This is a genomic window from Bacillus sp. FSL P2-0069 (genome assembly GCF_038593315.1).
GTDB classification, from domain to species: Bacteria; Bacillota; Bacilli; order Bacillales; family Bacillaceae; genus Bacillus; species Bacillus safensis.
Map to the genome: position 1 here is coordinate 2,064,705 of NZ_CP151984.1, position 23,431 is coordinate 2,088,135.

Annotated in this window: 26 protein-coding genes, 1 pseudogene and 1 riboswitch; of the genes and pseudogenes, 4 read left to right on the forward strand and 23 right to left on the reverse strand. The window is 41.2% G+C overall.

Translation table 11 applies throughout. The annotated features are described in order from the left end of the window. Positions 1–170: 170 nt before the first annotated feature. The 12 genes from NSQ34_RS10410 to NSQ34_RS10465 form a co-directional block, all read right to left on the reverse strand. Positions 171–1,952 (reverse strand): ATP-binding protein, encoded by a 1,782-nt coding sequence (locus NSQ34_RS10410; RefSeq protein ID WP_034280386.1) that lies wholly within the window; start codon positions 1,950–1,952, stop codon positions 171–173. Further along, complete coding sequence (locus NSQ34_RS10415; RefSeq protein ID WP_003215596.1) at positions 1,949–2,671, reverse strand: response regulator transcription factor; 723 nt, start codon at positions 2,669–2,671, stop codon at positions 1,949–1,951. The genes NSQ34_RS10410 and NSQ34_RS10415 overlap by 4 nt, the downstream gene beginning before the upstream one ends. Before the next feature lie 85 nt (positions 2,672–2,756). Continuing rightward, complete coding sequence (gene ccsB, locus NSQ34_RS10420) at positions 2,757–3,932, reverse strand: c-type cytochrome biogenesis protein CcsB (RefSeq protein WP_044332831.1); 1,176 nt, start codon at positions 3,930–3,932, stop codon at positions 2,757–2,759. Continuing rightward, complete coding sequence (locus tag NSQ34_RS10425; protein WP_025093041.1) at positions 3,916–5,595, reverse strand: cytochrome c biogenesis protein ResB; 1,680 nt, start codon at positions 5,593–5,595, stop codon at positions 3,916–3,918. The genes ccsB and NSQ34_RS10425 overlap by 17 nt, the downstream gene beginning before the upstream one ends. Position 5,596: 1 nt before the next feature. Further along, positions 5,597–6,127 carry a thiol-disulfide oxidoreductase ResA gene (locus NSQ34_RS10430; protein ID WP_024422841.1) on the reverse strand — a complete coding sequence of 177 codons (531 nt, stop codon included), beginning with the start codon at positions 6,125–6,127 and terminating at the stop codon, positions 5,597–5,599. A 90-nt stretch (positions 6,128–6,217) separates the two neighbouring features. Next, on the reverse strand, positions 6,218–6,952 hold the full coding sequence (gene rluB / locus NSQ34_RS10435) for a 23S rRNA pseudouridine(2605) synthase RluB (RefSeq protein WP_024422842.1): 735 nt from the start codon (positions 6,950–6,952) through the stop codon (positions 6,218–6,220). 135 nt (positions 6,953–7,087) lie between these two features. Continuing rightward, positions 7,088–7,624 (reverse strand): spore maturation protein, encoded by a 537-nt coding sequence (locus NSQ34_RS10440; protein WP_176967082.1) that lies wholly within the window; start codon positions 7,622–7,624, stop codon positions 7,088–7,090. 4 nt (positions 7,625–7,628) lie between these two features. Next, positions 7,629–8,216: a nucleoside recognition domain-containing protein gene (locus NSQ34_RS10445; RefSeq protein ID WP_024428070.1), complete on the reverse strand. Its 588-nt coding sequence runs from the start codon at positions 8,214–8,216 to the stop codon at positions 7,629–7,631. After that, positions 8,204–9,355 (reverse strand): D-alanyl-D-alanine carboxypeptidase family protein, encoded by a 1,152-nt coding sequence (locus NSQ34_RS10450; RefSeq protein ID WP_024428069.1) that lies wholly within the window; start codon positions 9,353–9,355, stop codon positions 8,204–8,206. Before NSQ34_RS10450 ends, NSQ34_RS10445 begins: the two co-directional genes overlap by 13 nt. Before the next feature lie 113 nt (positions 9,356–9,468). Continuing rightward, complete coding sequence (locus NSQ34_RS10455; RefSeq protein WP_149126504.1) at positions 9,469–9,948, reverse strand: YpuI family protein; 480 nt, start codon at positions 9,946–9,948, stop codon at positions 9,469–9,471. 113 nt (positions 9,949–10,061) lie between these two features. Beyond that, the gene (scpB, locus tag NSQ34_RS10460) at positions 10,062–10,655 is read right to left on the reverse strand and encodes an SMC-Scp complex subunit ScpB (protein WP_268456465.1); all 594 of its coding nucleotides are present in this window, start codon (positions 10,653–10,655) and stop codon (positions 10,062–10,064) included. Further along, entirely contained in the window at positions 10,645–11,403 is a 759-nt protein-coding gene (locus NSQ34_RS10465) for a segregation/condensation protein A (RefSeq protein ID WP_034280379.1), read from the reverse strand. The genes scpB and NSQ34_RS10465 overlap by 11 nt, the downstream gene beginning before the upstream one ends. 209 nt (positions 11,404–11,612) lie before the next feature. Between NSQ34_RS10465 and NSQ34_RS10470 the strand changes: the two genes are divergently transcribed. Together NSQ34_RS10470 and NSQ34_RS10475 are read left to right on the forward strand one after the other, a co-directional pair. Further along, complete coding sequence (locus tag NSQ34_RS10470; protein WP_012010430.1) at positions 11,613–11,705, forward strand: YjcZ family sporulation protein; 93 nt, start codon at positions 11,613–11,615, stop codon at positions 11,703–11,705. Positions 11,706–11,795: 90 nt separating this feature from the next. Continuing rightward, the gene (locus NSQ34_RS10475) at positions 11,796–12,320 is read left to right on the forward strand and encodes a DUF309 domain-containing protein (RefSeq protein WP_034280377.1); all 525 of its coding nucleotides are present in this window, start codon (positions 11,796–11,798) and stop codon (positions 12,318–12,320) included. Positions 12,321–12,344: 24 nt separating this feature from the next. Here NSQ34_RS10475 and NSQ34_RS10480 read toward each other — a convergent pair whose 3' ends face one another. The 7 genes and pseudogenes from NSQ34_RS10480 to NSQ34_RS10510 form a co-directional block, all read right to left on the reverse strand. Further along, a complete protein-coding gene (locus NSQ34_RS10480) occupies positions 12,345–12,698 on the reverse strand; it encodes a GNAT family N-acetyltransferase (protein WP_024422850.1) in 354 nt (117 codons plus the stop codon). 113 nt (positions 12,699–12,811) lie between these two features. Then, entirely contained in the window at positions 12,812–13,276 is a 465-nt protein-coding gene (ribE, locus tag NSQ34_RS10485) for a 6,7-dimethyl-8-ribityllumazine synthase (RefSeq protein ID WP_029706184.1), read from the reverse strand. 74 nt (positions 13,277–13,350) lie between these two features. After that, a pseudogene (gene ribB, locus NSQ34_RS10490) lies at positions 13,351–13,929 on the reverse strand (3,4-dihydroxy-2-butanone-4-phosphate synthase); the annotation flags it as partial. A gap of 11 nt (positions 13,930–13,940) precedes the next feature. Then, positions 13,941–14,591 (reverse strand): riboflavin synthase, encoded by a 651-nt coding sequence (ribE, locus tag NSQ34_RS10495; protein WP_065214669.1) that lies wholly within the window; start codon positions 14,589–14,591, stop codon positions 13,941–13,943. Positions 14,592–14,844: 253 nt separating this feature from the next. Beyond that, positions 14,845–14,986: riboswitch (FMN riboswitch) on the reverse strand. A gap of 106 nt (positions 14,987–15,092) precedes the next feature. Then, a complete protein-coding gene (locus NSQ34_RS10500) occupies positions 15,093–15,437 on the reverse strand; it encodes a hypothetical protein (RefSeq protein WP_176967021.1) in 345 nt (114 codons plus the stop codon). Positions 15,438–15,666: 229 nt separating this feature from the next. Continuing rightward, positions 15,667–15,903 (reverse strand): DUF2164 domain-containing protein, encoded by a 237-nt coding sequence (locus tag NSQ34_RS10505; RefSeq protein ID WP_061109305.1) that lies wholly within the window; start codon positions 15,901–15,903, stop codon positions 15,667–15,669. A 214-nt stretch (positions 15,904–16,117) separates the two neighbouring features. Further along, positions 16,118–16,699 carry a TetR/AcrR family transcriptional regulator gene (locus NSQ34_RS10510; protein WP_176967020.1) on the reverse strand — a complete coding sequence of 194 codons (582 nt, stop codon included), beginning with the start codon at positions 16,697–16,699 and terminating at the stop codon, positions 16,118–16,120. Between the two features lie 277 nt (positions 16,700–16,976). Here NSQ34_RS10510 and NSQ34_RS10515 point away from each other — a divergent pair, with 277 nt between their 5' ends. Then, positions 16,977–18,239 (forward strand): MFS transporter, encoded by a 1,263-nt coding sequence (locus tag NSQ34_RS10515; protein WP_342500935.1) that lies wholly within the window; start codon positions 16,977–16,979, stop codon positions 18,237–18,239. A gap of 30 nt (positions 18,240–18,269) precedes the next feature. On the opposite strand, the gene NSQ34_RS10520 is transcribed toward NSQ34_RS10515, so the two are convergent. Continuing rightward, positions 18,270–18,707 (reverse strand): peptidylprolyl isomerase, encoded by a 438-nt coding sequence (locus NSQ34_RS10520; RefSeq protein WP_008359679.1) that lies wholly within the window; start codon positions 18,705–18,707, stop codon positions 18,270–18,272. 321 nt (positions 18,708–19,028) lie between these two features. Between NSQ34_RS10520 and NSQ34_RS10525 the strand changes: the two genes are divergently transcribed. Beyond that, complete coding sequence (locus tag NSQ34_RS10525) at positions 19,029–19,913, forward strand: DUF1002 domain-containing protein (protein WP_024422856.1); 885 nt, start codon at positions 19,029–19,031, stop codon at positions 19,911–19,913. Positions 19,914–19,951: 38 nt separating this feature from the next. On the opposite strand, the gene lysA is transcribed toward NSQ34_RS10525, so the two are convergent. From lysA to NSQ34_RS10540, 3 genes are all read right to left on the reverse strand, one after another. Continuing rightward, positions 19,952–21,277 carry a diaminopimelate decarboxylase gene (lysA, locus tag NSQ34_RS10530; RefSeq protein WP_041117865.1) on the reverse strand — a complete coding sequence of 442 codons (1,326 nt, stop codon included), beginning with the start codon at positions 21,275–21,277 and terminating at the stop codon, positions 19,952–19,954. A gap of 115 nt (positions 21,278–21,392) precedes the next feature. Further along, a complete protein-coding gene (locus NSQ34_RS10535; protein ID WP_087975842.1) occupies positions 21,393–22,874 on the reverse strand; it encodes a spore germination protein in 1,482 nt (493 codons plus the stop codon). Then, positions 22,819–23,427 carry a stage V sporulation protein AE gene (locus tag NSQ34_RS10540; RefSeq protein ID WP_046311665.1) on the reverse strand — a complete coding sequence of 203 codons (609 nt, stop codon included), beginning with the start codon at positions 23,425–23,427 and terminating at the stop codon, positions 22,819–22,821. Before NSQ34_RS10540 ends, NSQ34_RS10535 begins: the two co-directional genes overlap by 56 nt. Between the last annotated feature and the right edge of the window lie 4 nt (positions 23,428–23,431).

The following is a 23,431-nucleotide window of genomic DNA, read 5'->3' on the forward strand; positions in this document are numbered from 1 at the left end:
TGACTCTTATAAAACGTTACATTACAACTTTATGACAAATATATTACAAGTTCGACAGTTTGGAAAGGGCTTTTTGTTTAACTTCTCCTTAAAAATTTTAAAATAGAAAAAACACTTCATTTTCTTTACGAAAAGAAGTGTTTCTCATGTAACAAGATTCTTCGTCAAGATTAGACGAGTTCCTGCTTTTTTCTCGGAATATAGAATGTGAAGTGTGTACCTGCCCCCGCTTTGCTGTGAGCATGTATAGAGCCTTGATGCGCCTCGATGATGTTCTTCACAATCGCAAGGCCAAGTCCAGTACCAGAACGCCCTCTCGTCCTTGCTTTATCGGCTTTATAAAAGCGTTCGAAAATAAAGGGCAGATCCTCCTCCGGAATTCCGCTCCCCGAATCTTTTACATCCATTTTCAGTCCGTTTTCCACCGATTGAACCGAGAAGTGAACCTCGCCGCCCTCTGGTGTATGACGAATAGCATTATCAATGAGATTCGTAAACACTTGCTCAATCTTATCTGGATCGAATACAAAGTGCGGTTCATCCACTTGAATATCATACGTAAGGTCGATTTGTTTTTCTTTCGCAATCCCGAGAAACTTACGGTAGATCTTCTCTGTCAGCTCTTCCGTATCTGTTGATTCAAGATTCAGTGTAATATGACCTGCTTCCATTCTCGCTAGATCTAGAAGGTCATTCACAAGACGTCCCATTCGAAGTGATTCATCATAGATAATTTGCGCAATCTCTTTCTTTTCCTCTTCTGATCCCGCAATATCATCTACAATTGCCTCACTGTACCCTTGCAGCATGGCAATTGGTGTACGAAGTTCATGACTGACATTGGCAATGAAGTCTTTCCTCAGTTTATCAAGTCTTCGTTCCTCCGTCATATCACGAAGGACTGCAACTGCTCCCCTGACATCCTGCTGATTATACAGCGGAGACATGAGAAGAACCCAGGTACGCCCTTGCAGCGTAACTTCGATCATTTGCTCTTTTTCTGTGCTGACAGCTGTATGAAATAGCTCGCGCGCTTCTGGCGGCAGTTCATCTCCATCCTTGATCTTCATATTTTGCTCGTAATACCATGCCTGCAAAAATCGTTCTGCAGGAGGATTTGTCATCAAAATCGTTCCATCAATATTGATGGTGATGACGCCATCAGCCATACTGCTTAAAATATTAGATAAATGTTCTTTTTCTTGATTTAAGGCTGTGATATGGAATTTAAGCTGCTTCCCCATTTGATTAAAGGCGATTGCCAGTTCTCCAATTTCATCTTGCGTTAAAATAGGAATCTTTGTATCAAATTTCCCTTTCGCCAAATCTTGTGCACCCTCTCTCATCTTTCTGAGAGGATAGGTGACACGTGTTGACAAGAAGAAAGCGAATATAGTGGTCAGTACAATCGCAATTCCGGCGGCTAAAAAGATGTAGCGTGTCGTATGTTTCGTTGTTTGTTCTACAGCGAGGAGTGATTGAGAAAGAAAGACCATGCCTTTTTTTCCGTTCGCCTCGTATGGAACACCGACTACAATCCGTTCATCTTTTCGATTGCCTGCATCAGGTTCTGCACGTTTACTGATTTTTTTACGATCTTTCAGTGCTTGATTTAAATCGTTGTCCGCTTCAATTTGTTTCTTTGTAATCGCAGGAAGCTTCCCGTCTTTTTCAGACGAATACCACTCTAGCCCGTCCTCTTGGATGATCGCAATACTCGTCAATTTGTCAGCGAGTTCTGATGTAATCGACCTCGCAAGCGATTGATCCTCATGGCTTTCTAAAATGACCGCTACTTTGTTTGCCATTTGTGTTAAATCAGATTTTGCTTCTTCTACATGATAATTCTCAATGAACTCTAAAAGAAGCACAGTTAAAATAGATAAAACGATCAAGACGAGGAAAAGAATGGTTAACCATAGCTTTCCTACAACACTTTTCCACAGTTTCATTCAGCACCGACCTCAAATTTGTACCCGACACCCCATACAGTTACGATTTTTTTCGCTGCTTCTGGTGACACTTTATTCAGTTTTTCACGAAGTCGTTTGACATGAGTATCAACTGTTCGTAAGTCTCCAAAGAATTCATATTGCCATACTTCTTTTAGCAGCTTTTCTCTGTCATAGACCTTATCTGGTGTTTTTGCAAGGAAATATAAAAGCTCATATTCCTTCGGCGTGAGGCTGACTTCTTTGCCATCAGCCGTCACTCTATGTGCATCATGGTCAATAGAAAGATGAGAAAACACAAGAACATCCTTTGTTGTTGTCCCAGTATTCAAATAAGACGTTTGAGACGATCTTCTGAGCAATGCCTTTACACGTAAAACCACTTCACGCGGGCTGAAAGGTTTGACGATGTAGTCATCCGTTCCTGCCTCAAATCCTTGAACGCGGTTGGCTTCTTCTCCTTTTGCGGTCAGCATAATGATTGGAGTCGCTTTTTTGTCTCGAATTTGATTACACACTTCGATTCCATCTGTACCAGGCATCATTAAATCGAGCAAAATGAGGTCGTAATCGGTTTGAAGCCCTTTTTGAATCGCCTCATCTCCATTTTCCGCTTCATCGATTTCATAATTTTCACGTTCTAAATACATTTTTAAAAGGCGGCGAATTCTTGCCTCATCATCTACGACTAATATTTTCGTTTGAGTTGTGTGTTCCATTAGACAGTCCTCCTGCTTTCTCCGTTGTTACATTCATTTTAACAAAAAGCCGAATTGAATCATAAAAGTTGGCTTTTCCTTGTGATTATGCGTAAGAATGAAGCCCCGCAATGACAAGGTTGACAAAGATGAGATTAAACATAATAATGGCGAAGCCGATCACAGCAAGCCATGCGGACTTTTCACCATGCCAGCCTCGCGACAAGCGAAGATGAAGATAGGCAGCATAAAAGAGAAACGTAATCAATGCCCATACTTCCTTCGGGTCCCAGCCCCAAAACCTAGTCCATGCAATTTGCGCCCAGATCATGGCAAAGATCAGCCCGCCTAACGCAAATACAGGGAAACCAATCGAAACAGCCCTATACCCAATTTCATCAACTAAATCTAGGTTCACCTGTTTCACTAGCGGTTGAAGCAGTGCGCTCAGCCGTTTGCGAATGATCAATCGAATGAGTCCGTATATGATCAGCCCTACGCCAAATGACCATAACACCGTATTGACCTTTCTACCTGAAAAAACAGGCGGCAGCTCAACAAACGGTTCCAAACGATCTTCCGTCACAAGCTCCCCTTTATGAGGTCCGACAAGAGCTGGGAGCTCATAGACCATCTCACTTTTTTCTTTATTTTTATCGATCCAATTAAATGTCGCTTCATATCCTGTCATTCTAAAGATAGACGTGACAGCGATAAATGCAAGTGTGACCACAATCATAAACATGACAAGCTCTAAACCAAACGTCTTCTTCCCTGGCTTTGTTTGATCCACATGCTTTAATAGAAAGATGACACCTGCCACAAAGCTGATGGCTAAAATGGCCTGGCCAAGTGCTGCTGTTGTCACGTGAATATAAAGCCAATTACTTTGAAGTGAAGGAATCAGCGGTGAAATATCTGATGGGAACATACTTGCATAGGCAATAATCAATAAAGCGATTGGAAGTGTGAATAAACCAAGTACAGATACTTGATACACAAAATATAAAATGATGAATGCAAGCACCAGCATCATGCCAAAAGCCGTTGTGAACTCAAACAAATTACTGACTGGTGCATGGCCAGATGCGATCCATCTTGAAATAAAATAGCCCAACTGGCTCAAAAAACCGATGATGGTAAGCGTAATGCCAATGAGTGCCGCCTTATTCCTGCGCGGTCCTTCTTCTTTTTTTCCCTTAATGGCACCACCAAAAAAAGGAACTGCCGCTAAATAAAATAGAAAAGCTGCAAATAACAGATTTTCACTGACTGCCGCCATCTAATCCTTCCCCCTTGCTTTTGCTGATACTTGTTGTATCAGGCAGTTCTTTTTGATCAACTGGCTGTTTGATGCCACTGCCGTTCAGTAACACACCAAGATCGGACTTTAAGCCAAACCAGTTTTTGTTTGTATGTCCTGCCACCAATACTTTTCCATCCTTTGCCGACAGCCAGATTCTTCTATGCTGCCAATACATCCCCTGCACGACACCAATCATGAAGATGATTCCGCCTACTATGAGCACGCCAAGTGTTAAATCCTTTCTAACTGTTAACCCTGTAACGTTTTTCGTTTCAACCCGATCAAACTTCATTTTATATAGATTGTTATCAGAACCCTCTACTGTCTCTTGAATGGCGACAAAGCTTTTTTCACCTTTAGGTTTTTCAGGAGAAATCATTTCAAACACGAAAGCAGGATTATTCGGATTCCTTGTTTTCGTACTCGGCGTTCCATCATCGTCAAAATAAAAATCAGGCAGATAGCTCATCACCTTGACTTTGTAACCGCTACCAAGATCATATTCTGACTTAGGCTCCAGCAGATTAATCTTCACTGTACCGAAAGATTTTTCTGTATCTTTACGAATCAGCTGAAAGACCATTTGATCGAGTTCATTTTGCTTAAAATCTACTTGATATAATGAGAAATTGTCAAACTTGAGCGGTTCATTCACTTTGATATCGTGTTCTGTTACCTGCTTCAGCTTGGGCTTTTCACCAAATACAACTTCTCCTTCACGTTTGTATAAAATAGCATCCGTTTTATAGCTTTTCACCACTTGACCGTCGCCAGCTTTTTCAATGGCATTCTCAAACACTTCTTTTTCATTTCCAGTTTCATAGCGATCAATTGAAAACGCATTATTTTTCAAGAAGTATTGACCATCCGTACCTGGAATTGGTGCAGTTTCCCCTTCTCTGACCCAAAGCGTTTCATCCACGTACATGCCCGGGACAAACCGGAGCATCGCTCCAATGAGAAAGATGATTAGTCCAATGTGATTGACGTAAGGTCCCCAGCGTGAAAAACGTCCTTTTTCGGCTAAAATATGCCCATTTTCTTCTCGCACACGGTAACGCTTTTGTTTCATTGCTCTTATGATGCCTTCATATGTATGCTGATCTAATGTTTTGTCTGTCTCGCTAAACAGACGCTGTCTTCTCATAAAGCCTTCTTTTTTGATAACCCCTTGGTTTTTGAGTGCTCGATAAAGAGGAATAACGCGGTCGAGACTGCAAATGACAAGGGAGATTCCGATTGATGCGACAAGAGCTAAAAACCACCAAGAATTATAAAGATCATGAAATCCAAGTGTGTAATACAGCTTGCCAAACGATCCATATTGCTCTTCATAATACGTGGAAGCAGATGCACCTGGCGGAATAAATCGCTCCTGCGGAAAAATCGTTCCAAGCGAAGAAGCGAGCAGTGTAATGACAATCAGCCACACACCCACTTTAACGGAAGAAAAAAAGTTCCATACTTTATCAACAATCGTTTTGTTGTATGTTTGCGAGCGTCTTGCACTGCCGTCATATCTCATATCAAGCAGCTTTGAAGAGTTTTTCTCTTTAGCCGCAATGGGATTCCCGCATGATTCACATAGAACAGTACCGATTGGATTAATATGTCCACACTCGCACTTTACCTCTTTCATTCTATGACCCCTTTGGTTTAATCAAATTCATATATTCATAGACATTACGTTCTGTCATCGTTCCCTTTATGACTTTGATTACCTTGCCTTCAGGACTGATTAAAAATGTGGTTGGCAGCGGCGTAATATCATATGCCTCTGTCACTTGACGATCTTTGTCCATGGCAACAGGAAAATTCACGCCATAGGACTCCATAAAATTTTTCACGGCAATCTTGGATTCCGCAACATTGACTGCAACAATTTCCACACCGCGATCCTTGAACACTTCATATTGATTCGCCATATAAGGAAATTCCTGTTTACACGGACCACACCATGTACCCCAAAAATTAAGAAAGACACCTTTGCCTTTTAAGTCCTTTAACTCAATCCGATCCCCATCGACAGATTGAAGGACAAAGTTTGGCGCAATAGATCCTTCTTTGACTCGATCCTGTTTGGCAAATACTGAGTTATACATTGTATAACATAGTGCAGCAAGCATCACGAGGAGAATGCCCGTCCGTATGAAAAACCGTCTTTTTTTCATCTGAAGTACCCCTTCCCCATAGACATTCAGGTAAATTATAGCATTCTCCTTCTTTTGATGCTTCTTCATTTTTTGAAGTTTATGTGAAAATTAAAAAGCGCTTTTCCCATGATCGGCAATTGCTCTCAGGCGCTTTACTTCATGCGGAGACAATTCTCTGCGGTCTCCTGGTCTCATACCTTCAATATGAAGGAACGAATATTGCTCCCTTTTTAGCTTTAACACATCATGTCCAATCGCTTCAAACATGCGGCGCACCTGTCTGTTTCTGCCTTCGTGAATGGTTAATTGAACAATACAAGTTTGCTTTCGTTTATCAATAGAAAGCATTTTCGCACGAGCAGGTGCTGTTTTTTTATGATCTAACATGATCCCTTTTTCTAGCTTTCTAAGCAGTTCCTTTGATGGAATGCCTTTTAGCTTCGCTGCATACGTTTTATCAATTTCATATTTCGGGTGCATGAGCTTATGGGCAAATTCCCCATCATTTGTAATCAAAATCAAACCGCTCGTATCATAATCTAACCGGCCGATTGGATAAAGGCGCTGCGGGACATCATCAAAGAAATCTGTGACGACCTTGCGTCCTTTATCATCCTCGGCAGCCGAAATGACGCCGCGCGGTTTATAAAGCATAAAGTAAACCGGTTCTTCTCTTTCAAGCTTTAATCCATTGACTTCAATTTTATCTGAAGAGCCCACCTTTACTCCGAGCTCTGTCACTGTTTGACCATTAACGGTAACTCGTCCTTCTTTAATTAATTCTTCAGCCTTTCGTCTTGAAGCGACGCCGGCATGTGCAATTACTTTCTGTAAACGTTCCATTTGTCTTTCACCTCATGTACTATCTTACTTGCTTGACTTAAAACAAACAAGCATTCGTGGAAAAATAAGCGTTTCGTCTGTCTAATTTCAGCTAAAAAGCGATTTTCCATCCATGAAATACAAAAAAGCGCCTGATTAGGCGCCGCTAAATAACAAACTGACGATAATCACAGAGGCAATGACACCAATGAGATCTGCTAGCAAACCTACTCTCAGCGCATCTCCCATTTTTTTAATCCCGACTGCTCCAAAATAGACCGTTAAAATGTAAAGGGTGGTGTCTGTTGACCCTTGCATGACAGCTGCAAGCTGGCCAATAAAAGAATCTGGGCCATACGTCGCTATTAAGTCAGATGTCATTCCGAGTGCAGCCGTTCCTGATATCGGGCGAATAAACGCAAGCGGCACGACTTCTGGCGGGAAACCAATCGCTGTAAAGACTGGTTTTAATAGTCCCATAACAAAATCAAGCGCACCTGATGCACGGAATATCGTAATGGCTACAAGCATACCGACTAAATAGGGAATGATTGAAAAGGCAATTTGAATGCCCTCTTTTCCTCCCTCCACAAATGTTTCATAGGTTGGTACCTTTTTAATGGTTCCAGCAATCAAAATTCCTGCGATGATCAGTGGAATCAAAGCAAGTGACAGCCAGTTAATAAATGCCACAAGATCACCCCCGCCTGCTTCTGCGATAGTGGAAATAACGATCGATGATAATTGCACCGATTCCTGAAATGAGTGTTGCTAAAATGGTTGGCCCTACAATGTCTGTTGGCTGATCTGCCCCATAGGTCATTCTTATTGCTATGACGGTTGTTGGCACAAGTGTGATAGAGGATGTGTTGACTGCTAGAAATGTAATCATAGAACGGCTTGCCTCATTTTTTCCGCCGTTTAATGCTTTCATCTGCTCCATCGCCTTAATCCCAAGCGGTGTAGCGGCATTCCCGAGACCAAAGAAATTCGCCATGAGATTGGACAAAATATACCCCATTGCAGGATGATTAGGCGGAATATCCGGGAATAGCTTTGAAATAAAAGGCCGGCACAATTTACTAAAGAATTTTAACAGCCCTGCCTCTTCGGCAATCTTCATGAGCCCGAGCCAAAAAACGAGGACACTAATCAAACCAATTGAAATAGTAACCGCTTCTTTTGAGCCTTTAAATACAGCCTCGTTTACTTCCTGCATCGTTCCATTAAACATCGCATAGACAAGACCGATGACAGTGAGAAATACCCAAATTAGATTGACCATGAAGATCCGCCTATAGATGTCTGAAAGACAGACTTAAACATTTCTTGAAAGCTTTTTTGAGGCATGCGGTTTCGTTTATTTTCATAAAAAATCGGTAATTGCTCGATCACCTGTCCATCTAACAAAATCGTCATTTTTCCTACAACATCTGGGATGGCTTCGGCGTTTTTTTTCCACTTCTTTTCAGGGGTGAGCATTTCCGTTTCAATTTTGACAAGTTTTTTCTCATCTTCATTTAAAAAATAGTCCACATCACGCTTGATAAACGCTTTTTTTTCGTAAAAGGTCCCTTTTAACGAAGCAAGCCTTCCTTTTTCAGCAAGCACATACGTTTTATAGTGATCAAATGCATATTCAAACATAGAAATATGATCCTTCCAGTCGTCAGGTGCATTAATGGTCACAGCGATCAGCTGAGCATCACCCTTTGCAGCGGTGGAGACAAGTGTTCGTTTTGCAAGCTTTGTATATCCTGTTTTCCCTCCAGTGGAATATTCGTATAAACCGGTAAGCAGCTTGTTTTTATTTTTCCAATAGCCTTCCATTGTCTTCGCTTTATAGAAAGTTGTACCGGCAATTTTTTGATATTGTTTATGTTTCATCGCGTATTTTGTTAGGATCGCCATGTCATAGGCTGATGAATAATGATTTTTATGATCATCGAGTCCGTGCGGATTTTGAAAATTCGTATTCTCCATTCCTAGTTCAGCCGCCTTTTGATTCATCATAAAGATAAATCCTTCTAAGCTGCCGCCAACATGCTCTGCAATGGCAACAGCTGCATCATTTCCAGAACGCAGCATGAGCCCGTATGTCAAATCTTCTAAGCTCACCTTCTGCCCTTCCTTTAAATAAATGGATGACCCCTCCGCCTGAATCGCACGTTTTGATACTTTGACGGTATCTTTCATTTTTCCTGATTCAATGGCTAATACAGCCGTCATGATTTTTGTAATACTGGCGATTCTTCTTTTTTCGTGCTCGTCCTTTCCAAATAGGACTCTGCCTGACTGTCCATCTATTAAAATGGCGCTTCTTGCACTCACTGATAATGAAATGTCTGCTTTGGCATGTGAGGAAAAAGGCAGTAAGAGTGTAAATAGAAGAAGGACTGCTGTTCCAATTTTTAAATAGGGCATGTTCATTCACGTCCTTGTCCGTTTTGTACAAGTGTATGCTCAGCTGAAAAAGTTATGATGCCTCGTCCATAAAAAAAAGCGCCTCTACATATAGAGGCGCTTCTTCAAATTGCTTATACCATTTTCACTTGCTGATGAGAAGTCGTATATTCCAGCTCTTCTCTCATCGCTAAAAAGTCTTTTTCTAATGAAGAAAATAATTGTTTCATATCAGCGGATACTTCATGGTGAAAAACAATGCTGCTTTTTCCTGTATAGGCCGAACGGCTGTCTTCATACCATGTATCCTTTTTAGGCGTGAAAAATTCTTCAATACATTGATGATAAATACGGTGGAGCATCTTCTGTGCGGCTTGCTGCGGGAATGTCTGCTGCTGGCCCATTTTCCTGCAAACTGCTGCTGCATCCTCGCTGTACACTGCAAGCTTCCGTAATGTACTCAATATGTCACAATAATAGGCTTCCGCTTCGGGGTTTAATCGTTTCAAGCTTGATAAGGTGGTTTCGTTCAGAAAACCATTCATTTCAATTGCAACCTTTGATAAAAAGACGCCTGCTTGATCAACTTGAGCCTTTACATTCATATGTGCCATTTGTTTCGTGTTTACCTTCCCCTCATGGCTTTGTCACCATTTTATCTGTCATCAAAAGATTTTAGACCTAAAATCTTTTTTATATTTTATCATACATTTTTCATTCTTTTGAACTATTTTATGTCTTCAAATGTTTGATTGAAGTTTTCAAAAAATAGATCGGCCTCTTCTTGTACTCCATCTGCTTCTACATTCTCTAGAAGCGGCGGTAATTCATCTAAAGCTTTTAAGCCAAATTGCTCTAAAAAGGTAGGGGTTGTCCCATACAGAATCGCTCGTCCCGGACCATCGGCACGTCCTACTTCACAGAGCAGTGCTTTGGCTACTAAGCTATGAAGTACCCGCTCTGATTTGACTCCTCTAATCTCCTCTACCTCACTGCGTGTAATCGGCTGTTTATAAGAAACAATGGCAAGCACCTCCAGCGCTGCCTGCGACAAACCCTTGGATGGTGTCTCGACTAATTTTTTTAAATACATGCTGTATTCTTTTTTCGTCAGCAGCATATATGAATCTGCATATTCAATGAGCTCAATCCCTCGTTCTTGTTTTTGATATTCTTCCTTTACGGAAGACATAATGTCGAGTAATACCGACTCATCTACTTCAAGAACAGACATGAGCTGTTTTCTTGTTAAGCCTTCGTCACCTGCTGCATACAGCAGCGCTTCTAAGATGGCTTTCCAATTCACGATATCAAGCGTCATGAATCGTTTCACTCCCTATGATATAAATGTCTTCAAAGTTCCCTTCCTGCTCTAGCAAGATTTGATGACTTTTCATCAATTCGAGAACAGCAAGAAACGTCACGACAAGGTGCTCCTTTTGATCATGTTGAAATAGAGTCATGAAATTGGTCCGCTTTTTTGTTTTTCTTAAATGGTTCATAATCTCATTCATTTTGTCTTCAATCGGGATTTCTTGTCTTGTAATCTTTGATGGTGCTGGTTTCGTTATTTTCTTTCGATTTAATACCTTTTGGAACGCACCTAACATATCATACACCGTTACGTGTAAATTTGTGTCCTTCGCTTCTGATTCTTTTGCAAATTCGCTTAAATCACTCGGTGGTTTTGTAAAGGCATTTTGCCTTTCTTCTTCGCGTTCCTTTAGTTCTTGTGCTGCATTTTTATACTTGCGGTATTCAATCAATTTGCCAATCAGCTCTTCTCGAGGATCTTCTTCCTCTTCGAGCAGGTCTTCATCAAACAGCTCTTCCTCTTGTTTTGGAAGAAGCATTCTGCTTTTAATACTCAGGAGTGTTGCAGCCATGACCAAATATTCGCTCGCAACATCGAGCTCAAGCTCCCTCATCGTGTGGACATATAATAAATACTGCTCCGTAATTTTAGCGACGGGAATATCATAAATATCAATTTCCAACCGGTTAATTAAATGTAAAAGCAAGTCCAAAGGACCCTCGAACGAATCTATTTTCACCTGATATTCCAGCATCTTTTTCTCACCATTTCTACTGTCTTCTAAGTACCGTTTCACCGGCTAACCTTTAGTATAAGACAGGATAAAGCTCTCGTCCAATATAATTTCGGCCATAATGCCTTAGGCAAATCAAGAAAAACAGTGGATCCGCCCATACCAATAAGGGCATTTATACATAGAATACCATTGTAATCAGAACTGATGAAAAAGGAGGCCGTATCATTATGGGAGATGGCTATAACTTCGGCGGAGGATTCGCGCTTATTGTCGTGCTTTTCATCTTGCTGATCATCGTTGGCGCGGCTTGGGTTTATTAAAGAAACAGAGCGTCCTTTTCACTAAAGGGACGCTCTTTCTTCTTTTCTTTTCGATATGTTAGACTGAGAGTGGAAAAGGAGATGACCGCTGTGTATCCTGAAGCGTACGTGGCTTTTTTACACGAATTTCATACGACAAGAGATTATTTTGAGTGTCATGAAATTCTAGAGGAATATTGGAAAGAAGATCCCCCTAAGCAGCGCAAAGACTATTGGGTCGGGCTCATTCAGCTCGCTGTTGCCTTGTATCATCAAAGACGGGGAAATGGAAAAGGAGCAAAACGGCTCATTTCTAACAGTCTTCATTTGTTAGAAGCAAACCGTTCAGTATTATCGAATCTCGGTCTGGATGATGAGGCATTTCTGATGCTTCTGAGAACGCTGAAAAAGAAAATGGATGAAGATATGCCCTATGAGAGTGTGATGCTGCCGATCAAAGATGAAGCACTTCTTTCTTTATGCCAAGAAATGGCCCAAAAAGAAGGACTGCTCTTTGGACAGGAAAGCAACTTATCCCATACATTTTTAATCGAAAAACATAGACTCCGTGACCGGACAGAAGTTTTGCTGGAACGAAAAAAGCAGATTGAACGTAAAAAAAGCAGAGGACTGTAGCCTCTGCTTTTACATGTGTGATATTTAATTTGATTCGCTGTGACACTTATGAAAGAAGCCTTGCGTTAATTCATTTGGAATGAGTGTTTTGGTTTTAAATATTTCTTCCACGGCTAAAACCATTTCCTTGCCGATTCCTTGATCACGATGGGATGGATTCACACTAATATGCTCAATTTGTACTTGGTCGTCTGTTTTGAGCACACCAATAGCACCTACAATATCCTCGCCATCTTTCCATAGGAACAGCTGCCGATCTTCATCCATTTCATATGACTTCATCGTCTGCTGAAGCTGTTTGACGTCTTTCTCACCCGGCATAAAGGACAGAAGTCCCATGGCAATTTTTTCAAAAGACCTCTTGTAACGAATTAACATATATACCCCTCAATATTCAAATTATCCTAATTTCCAGCAAATGTCTTATGATTCATTTGCTCATCACACATTATAAACATTTTTATACCGTTTTTAAACTCTTTTTCACTAAATTAAGAGAACGTTCGATTGAGATTCGCCATTTCAATAGCAGCTGCAGCCGATTCGCTGCCTTTATTTCCTGCTTTTGTACCAGCTCTTTCAATGGCTTGTTCAATAGATTCTGTTGTGAGTACACCAAAGATAATCGGTACCCCTGTTGACATAGCACTCTGAGCAATTCCTTTAGCAGCTTCATTACAAACGTAATCATAGTGAGTCGTTGCGCCTCTGATCACGGTTCCAAGTGTGATGACTGCATCATATTTTTTGGTTTCTGCTAATTTTTTTGCCATGTACGGGATTTCAAAAGCGCCTGGTACCCACACAACATCGATATCATCACCATTTGCTCCGTGTCTGAGTAATGTATCTTCTGCTCCATCTAACAGTTTACTTGTAATAAAATCATTGAATCTCGCTACAACGATTGCAAATTTTAGTCCTTCTGCTACTACATGACCTTGTATTGTATTCATATGTTGATCATCCTTTTTTGTGATTTTTATTTTGTTTCAATAGCGGCTGTTCGATTGTTGTTTAAATATGTCTGTAATGCTTCGATTGTCAGCATCTTTAAATCATGCTGTTTTTGGATCTCCTTTAGTTCAGGGACGCGCGCCATTGATCCATCTGCATTCATAATTTCACATATGACACCCGCTGGCTCTGAGCCTGCCAGTTTAGCAAGATCAACCGCCGCCTCTGTATGACCCGGTCTTTCTAGTACGCCGCCCTCTTTTGCAATAAGCGGAAAAACATGTCCTGGACGGGCAAATTCGTCTGGTTTTGCGTCTTTATTTAACATGGCCAGCATGGTCGTGGAGCGCTCAAAAGCACTAATACCAGTCGTCGTTGTCACATGGTCGATGCTTACTGTAAATGCTGTATGGTGTGCATCCGTATTATGTTCAACCATTGGATGCAGATTCAGGTGTTTTGCGATCGACGCATCGACTGGCGTACAAATGAGGCCTCTTCCATGTAAAGCCATGAAGTTAATCACCTCAGGTGTGGCATGCTCAGCAAGTGCCACAAAGTCTCCTTCATTTTCTCTGTCTTCATCATCCACTACGATAATGATTTCTCCTTGTTTAAGGGCATTTACTGCCTCATCAACGGAATGATACATACAATCGCCTCCTAGAATCCGTGCTCTTTTAGAAATGATGGGGTCAATCGAGATGGCTGTTTTTCGCTCTGCTCTTTTGTTAAAAAGCGATAAATGTATTTACCGATCATGTCACACTCTATATTCACGATATCCCCCATAGATTTAGTCGGGAAAATAGTTCCTTCAAGCGTGTGAGGAATAATAGAGACTGTGACATGTGAATCTCGCAAATCGAAAATGGTCAAGCTGACACCATCTATTGCGATCGAACCCTTTTGGGTGAGCATATCTGTGAGGGTCTTGTTCATCTTTAAATCATAGTAAATGGCATTACTCTTCTTTTCTATCCGGGTAATGACAGCCGTTCCATCAACATGGCCTGAGACAAAGTGGCCGCCAAATCGTCCATTTGAGGACATGGCTCGCTCTAAATTCACTGGACTGCCTTTTGTCAGCTGATCCAGCGATGTGGCTTTGACCGTCTCTGGCATCACATCTGCCGCGAACTGTTCTTTTGTGAAGCTAGTGACTGTGAGACATACTCCATTAATGGCGATACTGTCTCCGAGGTGAACATCTTCCAGCACACGGCTGCATGTAATGACAATTTCCATGGCAGCTGCTGACTTTTTACTTAATGACTGAACGGTGCCAACTTCTTCAATTATCCCCGTAAACATGTGATCCTCCCTTTCGTTTCATTTGTATTTCTCACTTTTAAAAAAAGCGATGTTAGGGACATGTGATCGATTGAGCACCTTCGTCGCTTTTTATGGTCCATACAAGGTAGATGAGGGATCACCTAATAAACACTGTATGCAGTCTATTAAAGACAGAAACATACAGAAAGCCCCGGAAAAAATTCCGGGGCTGTGGTTTTTTTGCATCAGAAATAAGACTATGATCAACAAATATTTTTCGTTCATAGCTTTCTTTATCCTTCTCCCATCCAGACTTTCACTGTCGGCTTCAGCTTTTCACTGAATCAACCGTTAATAAATTAACGGGTCACGGGCTGTAAAGCATTTGCTTTATTACCGTCGGTCGGGATTTTCACCCTGCCCCGAAGGATACAATCGATATTTAGCTGTCCTTAGGGGCTATTATAGCGATCCTTGTGGTCAAATGCAACAATCAAGATTTCTTCACAAAAAAAGCCTCCTTATAGGAAAGGAGACATGTTAATTGACGACTTTTACAACTTTTATCAGCCCATCTATTCTTTTTTCATTACTAAAGTAGGCTTTAATACGATCTCCTTTTTTCAGATCGGCCACATCATCTTCAAATTTCTTACCATTAAAAATGATTTTTGTGCCATTCTTCGCTTGACCGTAATATTCATCTCCATCAATTTTCGTAATGGTATATTCATAGATGGTGTAATCTTTATCATTATTTGTTAAGCTTTCGCCAATAGCTGTTGGCACATCATCAATTTTCATGCCATTCATGTATAAATAACCTGCGCCTAAACAAAGCAGTAAAACAAATAAAATCGCAATTTTTAATTTAATTTTCCCCATATTTAGAACCTCCATCATCTGCACTTCGCCTATTTGTATGTTTTATTCCTTCTATTATTGAAATAAAACCAAAAAAGCATATTTTCATTAATGGTTACTTATATAACGATTCAGATGGCCCTTTGGTTCCACCTCTTAATCATTACATATGATACGAATATGCGTTCTTTATTAAGGGGGTCTTTTTCCTATTTATTAGTTCGTAACACACCATACTGCAAGCTTTTCATTATATTCTTTTTTCGAGTGCGAATAAGTCTTCCTCTAACAATTGTGACCGCTGAACAGCGATGCTGCGGCTGTCGCGAACCCCTTGATTATAGTAGTAGCTTCCAAGGTTTTTTGTGATAAATTCTAGTATATTAATGGCTGCTAATTCACCAATCTCTTCTTCTCGTTCTTCGGCAAAATAACGCTGAATAGCCATCGTCATTTGATTTCTCTCTTCTTTTGTGAGTGGTTTCAAAGTCTCCCCTTCTTTCTTTTCGCTTTCTACATTTGCATTCTGGATGTGCTGGCACCCCCCGAATACGAATGTTTGTTCTCTTATCATATCATAAAAACACATTCTGTGCATGACTGCCCTATAAGAAAAAGCGTATTTTGATGTAATGGATCAAATACGCTTTCACTATGCTGTATGATTTTTTCACGGAAGCTGTCATAGCGTGTTGTCCATTTTATTTTAAAATGGATAGGATCGTCGCTACAGAATGATCTACAAATGAACGCTCTGGACGTGACTTCATGAGGACGGTAAGCCCGATGAAAGAAACGACCAGCGTCTGTGCTAAGGCTTTAGCATTCAAGCTGCTTTCAAGCTCACCAGAGCGAATACCTTGCACAATCTTTTCTTCAAATATGACCGAAAGATACATCTGATGCTCTCTTGTCAGAATTTCAAATTTCTCTTCGTGTGGAGCAAGCTCCACTATCGTATTAATGCAAAAACAGCCTTTACTCGGGCCATCCCTGTATTCCTCTTCCACTACATCTGTAAATAATGTATGAAATGCTTCCTTTACAGATTGATTGTTTTGAAGTTTTGTTCGAATACGGACTGCATGCTGCTTTGTATATTTGCGTAAGGCAGCCTCAAATAACTCCTCTTTATCTCCAAAGGCTGAGTATAAGCTTGGCCGCTGTATTCCCATTTTTGCAGTCAAATCGCTTAACGTTGTAGCTCTATATCCCTTTTCCCAAAAAAGCACCATTGCATCATCCAACGCTTTTTCCTCATCAAACTCACGCTGTCGAACCATCATCAATTCCTCTTTTCAATAATAAAATCATTTCACCAAAACAATTATTCATTTATTTATTTGTAAGGATATCATTTTTTATTACCAATCAGTACATTATAATTTTATTTTATTCATGTAAAATTGTCAAACCTACCTTTTTACTTTCAAAATTAACTTAGAATAACTGGATTAAACTCTTGACTTTAAAACATTTTGTTGGTTATCCTTAACAGAAATCAATTTATACTTATCGGTATATTATACTTTTTAGTATAAAAAGGAGAGGATGCAATGAATGGTTAAAGATAAAATGACTCCAAGAGATCATCCTGATATGAAAACGGCTCATTTTCGAATAAAGCCTGGATCAAAAATGACTCACTATATGGCACTACTTTTTGCAGCATCGTGCGGGATGACTGTTGCAAACATATACTTCGCACAACCGTTATTAGATTCACTGGCAGACGAGTTCGGTATCACGTATTCATCCATCGGTATTGTCATTACGATTACTCAGCTTTGTTATGCAGCGGGGCTGCTACTGATAGTACCACTTGGTGATCTGTTGAATCGACGCCGGCTCATCATTGGTCAGATGCTTTTATCTGTGCTTGCCCTCATTCTAGTCGGCATTGCTCCTATCATCGCCGTCCTATTTCTAGGATTAGCAGTGGTCGGACTGCTCGCTGTAGTCACTCAGGTACTCGTTGCGTTTGCAGCAAGTTGGGCTGCTCCAGAAGAGCGCGGCCGTATAGTCGGCTTGGTGCAAAGTGGAATTGTAATCGGTATTCTTCTCGCCCGGACCTTTGCCAGTGTATTAACCGATTTTGCTGGCTGGAGGTTTGTTTATCTTGTTTCTACCGTCATCATGCTTATCCTGACTGGCGTATTGTTCCGAGTGCTCCCGCATGATAACAGCAAAAGAGAATCATTATCCTATGCTGATCTGCTTCGTTCAATGTTTACATTGTTTATACAAGAACGAATTCTCCGCATCCGTGGGATTCTGGCTCTTCTGATTTTTATTGTCTTTGGTACGTTATGGACTTCACTCGTGCTGCCTCTCAGTACAGCGCCATACTCTCTTTCACATACTGCTATTGGCGCATTTGGTCTTGCTGGGGCAGCCGGAGCGTTAGGAGCTGCTCGGGCTGGCAGCCTTGCTGATCGAGGTTTTGGACAGTTCACAACCGGTATAGCCCTTGTCCTCTTATTCATTTCATGGTTTTTCATCAGTTTGACTGAATATTCACTTATTGCATTAGTCATTGGCATTATCATTCTTGACGTATCTGTGCAGGCAGTACATGTGACCAATCAGAGTATGATTTTTACAGTACGGCCTGAGGCGAGAAGCCGGCTTACTGCCGCTTACATGATTTTTTACTCCATCGGCAGTGCGACCGGTTCAATTGTTTCAACCAGCATATACGCAGCCTATGGCTGGAGCGGAGTATGTCTTTTTGGTGCCTCTATCAGCGCTTTAGCCATTTTGTATTGGATCATCACCTATCGCATAACGAAACAAATCACGGTAGAATCAGAAACAAAATAAAAAAACACCGCGATTAAGCGGTGTTTTAGATTAAGCATCTACAACTTCAACTTTTTCCATGCCTTGGCCTTGCTCCATATCAAGTACAGCCTCGATACCAGATGTTACCTTGCCAAAAACAGTGTGAACACCGTTTAAGTGCGGCTGCGGGTCATGTACGATAAAGAATTGGCTGCCGCCTGTGTCTTTACCAGCATGTGCCATTGATAATGAACCTCTTTCGTGCTGATGTGGATTTCCTTCTGTTTCACATTTAATTGTGTAACCAGGACCACCCGTTCCATTACCGTTTGGGTCGCCGCCTTGGCTGACGAAACCTGGAATCACACGGTGGAATTTTAATCCATCGTAGAAGCCTTCATTCGCTAATTTTTCAAAGTTTGCTACTGTACCTGGAGCAGCCTCTGGGTAAAGTTCAAACTCAATTTTCTTTCCATTCGTTAATTGTATGTATCCTTTTTTCGCCATTTTTCACATTCTCCTTTCAGGTTAAACAACGCTCATTATAGCACATTTTCGGTGATGTTAAACATCCCCTGCTCTTCGATTGTCATTTACCTCTTAACTGATGATTGATAAAATAGGGTTGCTTGATTCTTTTTTCCTAATAAAATGATATTTGACTAAATGACATGTCTTCATTTATTGGAAAAGGAACACATCTTAAAAAGAAAATTGAAACGTCGAGCCAATTTGTTACGTCTATATGATGGAGTGCACTTCAACACGTGTACTCAAAAGATGAGTTTCTCTTGAAAGAGGAACGCTTTCGACTTGAAGGAGGTCAACATGTTTAAAAAAATGATGCTTGGTATGATGGCAGCGCTCCTTTTCCTAATTGGTGCGCCAAAAGTCAGCTTAGCGGATGCAGCTGTCGGCGATGTCATCGTCACACTCGGGCAAGACCTAACACCGGCTGATCGCCAGAAGGTGCTTGACGAGTTGAACCCACCTGAAAATGCGACAAAAATTGAAGTAACCAATAAAGAAGAGCACGAATATTTAGGAAAGTATATCCCTCGTTCTTCTATCGGGACGAGAGCATTATCATCTTCATCGATCACCATTGAAAAATCAGGTACTGGTCTGACTGTGGATACACACAACATCAAGACCATTACAGATGAGATGTATTTAAATGCTTTAATGACAGCAGGTGTCAAAGATGCCAAGGTTGTCGTGACTGCTCCATTTGAAGTATCTGGTACAGCCGCACTGACGGGCTTACTAAAAGCGTATGAGGTGTCAAGCGACAAAGCCATTCCAGAAGATGTGAAGCAGGTGGCAAACGAAGAGCTTGTGACAACTTCTAAATTGGGTGACTCTATCGGAAAAGACAACGCTTCTGCCCTTATTGCAAAAATCAAAGATGACATTGCAAAAAATGGTGTTCCTAAAACCACAAAAGAAGTAGAAGAAAAAGTGGATCAGGCTGCTTCTGATTTGAACTTAAATCTGACGCAGGATCAAAAAGATCAGCTTGTCTCGCTATTTGATAAAATGAAAAACATCAATATCGATTGGAATCAAGTAGGATCTCAAATTGATAAAGCAAAAGACAAGATTACTAAATTCATAGAATCGGATGAAGGGAAAAACCTTCTTCAAAAGATTTGGGATTTCTTTGTCTCCATTTGGAATGCGATCGTTTCTGTATTCACTGGAGGAAAATAATTCATGAAAAAAAGCTGCCTGAACACCAGGCGGCTTTTTTAAGTAGATGATTTCACTTTTGATTGATACGGTAAATCAAGTTTGACAATGTCCTCATATGTTTCACGCTCAACCACAAGCTGCGCTTCCCCGTCTTCTACAAAAACAACAGCTGGGCGCGGGATACGGTTATAGTTGTTTGACATACTATAGCCGTAAGCTCCGGTACAAAAGACAGCTAATAAATCCCCTTGTGATAATTCTGGCAGATCGATATCCCAAATGAGCATATCTCCGCTTTCACAGCATTTACCGGCAATTGAAACCGTTTGATCATGCGTTTGGCTCATTTTGTTGGCACTTGCGGCTTCATATTTCGCTTGATATAAAGCTGGACGAATGTTATCACTCATTCCGCCATCTATCGCCACATAATCGCGGATGCCAGGTACATGTTTTGATGATCCGATCGTATAAAGAGTCGTCCCTGCATCTCCTACAAGAGAACGGCCTGGTTCTATCCAAATCTCTGGCATATCAAACTCATAGCGGGCAACGTTCTCTTTCACAGCTTGGATAATTTTCTCGACATATTCTGTTGCAGGAAGTGGTTCATCCTCTTCTGTATAACGAATCCCAAAACCGCCGCCTAAGTTTAATACTGTAGAAATAAAACCAAATGATTCTCTCCATTCATCCAGCTTCAAAAAGATTTTATCTGCTGCAAGGACAAAACCAGCCGTATCAAAAATTTGTGAACCGATATGACAATGGACTCCTAAAAGCTCGATGACTTCTGATCCAAGCACTTGTTTCACCGCTTCATCTGCTTGTCCATTGTGAAGATCAAAGCCAAATTTTGAATCCTCTTGACCTGTCGTAATGTAATCATGCGTATGCGCTTCGACACCAGGCGTGATGCGGAGCAATACTTTGACTTTTTTTGACAGCTCTTGACCAAGCTGTTCAATGAGCTTCATTTCATAGAAATTATCTATAACAATACAGCCGATCCCATGCTCTAAAGCCATTTTTAATTCTTCTCTGCTTTTATTATTGCCATGGAAATGAATTTTTTCTACTGGGAATCCAGCGCAAATGGCTGTGTGAAGCTCACCGCCTGATACGACATCAAGAGATAATCCTTCTTCTTTGGCAAGCTGAAACATGGCGATGGAGGAAAATGCTTTACTCGCATATGCTACCTGCGCCGTTAATTCTTCTTCTATAAACGCTTTTTGAAAGCTTTTTGCGCGCTCCCGTATTAAAGCCACATCATATACATAAAGTGGTGTCCCATACGTTTCAGCTAAAGAAACGGCATCAACACCACCAATTTCTAAATGACCGAGTTCATTTTGTCTGCAAGTGCCGTGTAAATACAATGTCATTCCCTCTTTCTCCGCTTCGGCTGAAAAAAGGCAGCTGCGTGAGCTGCCTTTTGCCGTGTCTCAAAGTTAAAAATACAATATCACAATCTTCAGCCACTTTCAATGAGCGTTAAGAATTTGGCGGAATTTTTGATCTGTTTTGAGGGTGAACGATGCTCGGCCTTACTTTTGAGCCAGGAACAGACGTCCGAATTAGCACTTGCCACAAAGCCTTTCCATTAAAAGGAATGAACGGCCACATATAAGGCGTCTGCAATGAACGAATGGATGTTAAATAAATGATTAACAACGTAAAACCAATGATGAGTCCATTCAGCTTAAAGATTGCCACTAGTGCTAGGATGATGAGCCTTACAATCTTATTGGCGACACTCAGCTCATAGCTTGGCGTTGTAAAGGTACCGATCGCTGCCAGCGAGACGTATAAGATGACCTCTGGTGTAAATAAACCAACATCAATGGCGATTTGTCCAATTAAAACAGCCGCAATCAGCCCCATGGCGGTCGACAATGCGGTTGGCGTATGAATCGCAGCCATCCTTAAAAATTCCACCCCGAAATCAGCAAGAAATACTTGGAGAATCACAGGGATATGAGAAGGTTTGTTAAATCCAATATAGCTTAAATTGTCTGGCAGGAGATTTGGTTCGAGGATAAAAAGAAACCAAATCGGCAAAAGAAAGGTAGAACATAAAATGCCTAAAAAGCGTACCCATCTTAAGAATGTACCAACGGCAGGTGCCTGGCGGTATTCTTCTGCATGCTGAACGTGGTGAAAAATAGTGGTTGGTGTAATGATGACACTAGGGGATGTATCCGTAATGATGATGACATGCCCTTCTAATATGTGGTTAGCGGCGACATCTGGACGCTCGGTGTAACGCACTAGCGGAAAGGGATTATATCCTTGCTTAATAATAAATTCTTCAATCGTTTTATCAGACATCGTCAGCCCATCCACTTTGATTCCTGATACTTCTTTTTCTATAATATCTACTAAGTCAGGGTCTGCAATATCTTCAATATAGCAAACACAGACATCCGCTTTTGAACGTTCGCCTACTTTGAGCATTTTGTATCGCAGCTTTTCATCCCGTACTCTTCTTCGAATCAGCGCTGTGTTTACAATAATGTTTTCAACAAAGCCGTCCCTTGCTCCCCGGACCACCTTTTCTGTATCCGGCTCCTCAGGCATTCTGCCAGGATAGCTTCTAACATCAATGATAAAGGCGTAGTTTTCACCTTCTACAACGACTGCTACAAGCCCAGACAGTACTTGATCCACTGCTTCATCCAGCGTTTCTACCTTGGACACCTGCTGATTGACAAGGCGGTTCTCGACTACATGTGCAAGATCATCTGATTCAGGTTCGTTGTCATTGATTTCGATTAGCTCTTTTAATAAGTAGATGACATACTGTGTATCACACAATCCGTTTACATAGTAAAGCTGGATTTCCTGATCGTGTATATAAATTTTCCGAACACCAAGGTCAAAGCTGAGACCCATCCCGACATTTTCCTTGAAGTAATCTTCATTTTTCTTCGGGTCTCGGTACACGTTTACCTTGTCTTTCTTCATGGTAACCACTCCTTTCTAGTATTAATTCCACTGCTTTCATCGTGATTGGAGATCCCTTGCTCAGATCATCTTTTCGTCCCATCTTGCCAATATCTCCAATCCCGACAACTAACGGAAGGTTGAGGGAGTCAAGGCAATACACTGTATCCCCGCTCATTTTATGGGGCTCCATTTCGGGAAGACCGTGTTTGTCGACACCATATTCTGTCAGTTCACCTTCCCGGTCAATCGAGACATGAACCTTTGTCCATTCTGCTTGATGCGTCTTGGATGCAACTGCGATCGCACCAATAACTTCGATTTCAGGGTGGCGCGCCACATGTTTCATCGCCGTCTCCCCTGTTCCTTCACCTGTCAGACCAGAATCATCAAACATCACAAAGACTGGATCATACGGCGTTTTTAAAATCATCTGAACAAGTTCAGGTCCTGTCCGTTTGCTTGGATTTCCTTTTGAACTGGAAATACATCGTCCGCCGACGTTTTTAGCAGCAAGCTCTATGGTTTTGGCAGCATATATATCTCCGTCTGTCACTAAAATGACTTTCCGTCTTTGCCCCATATTC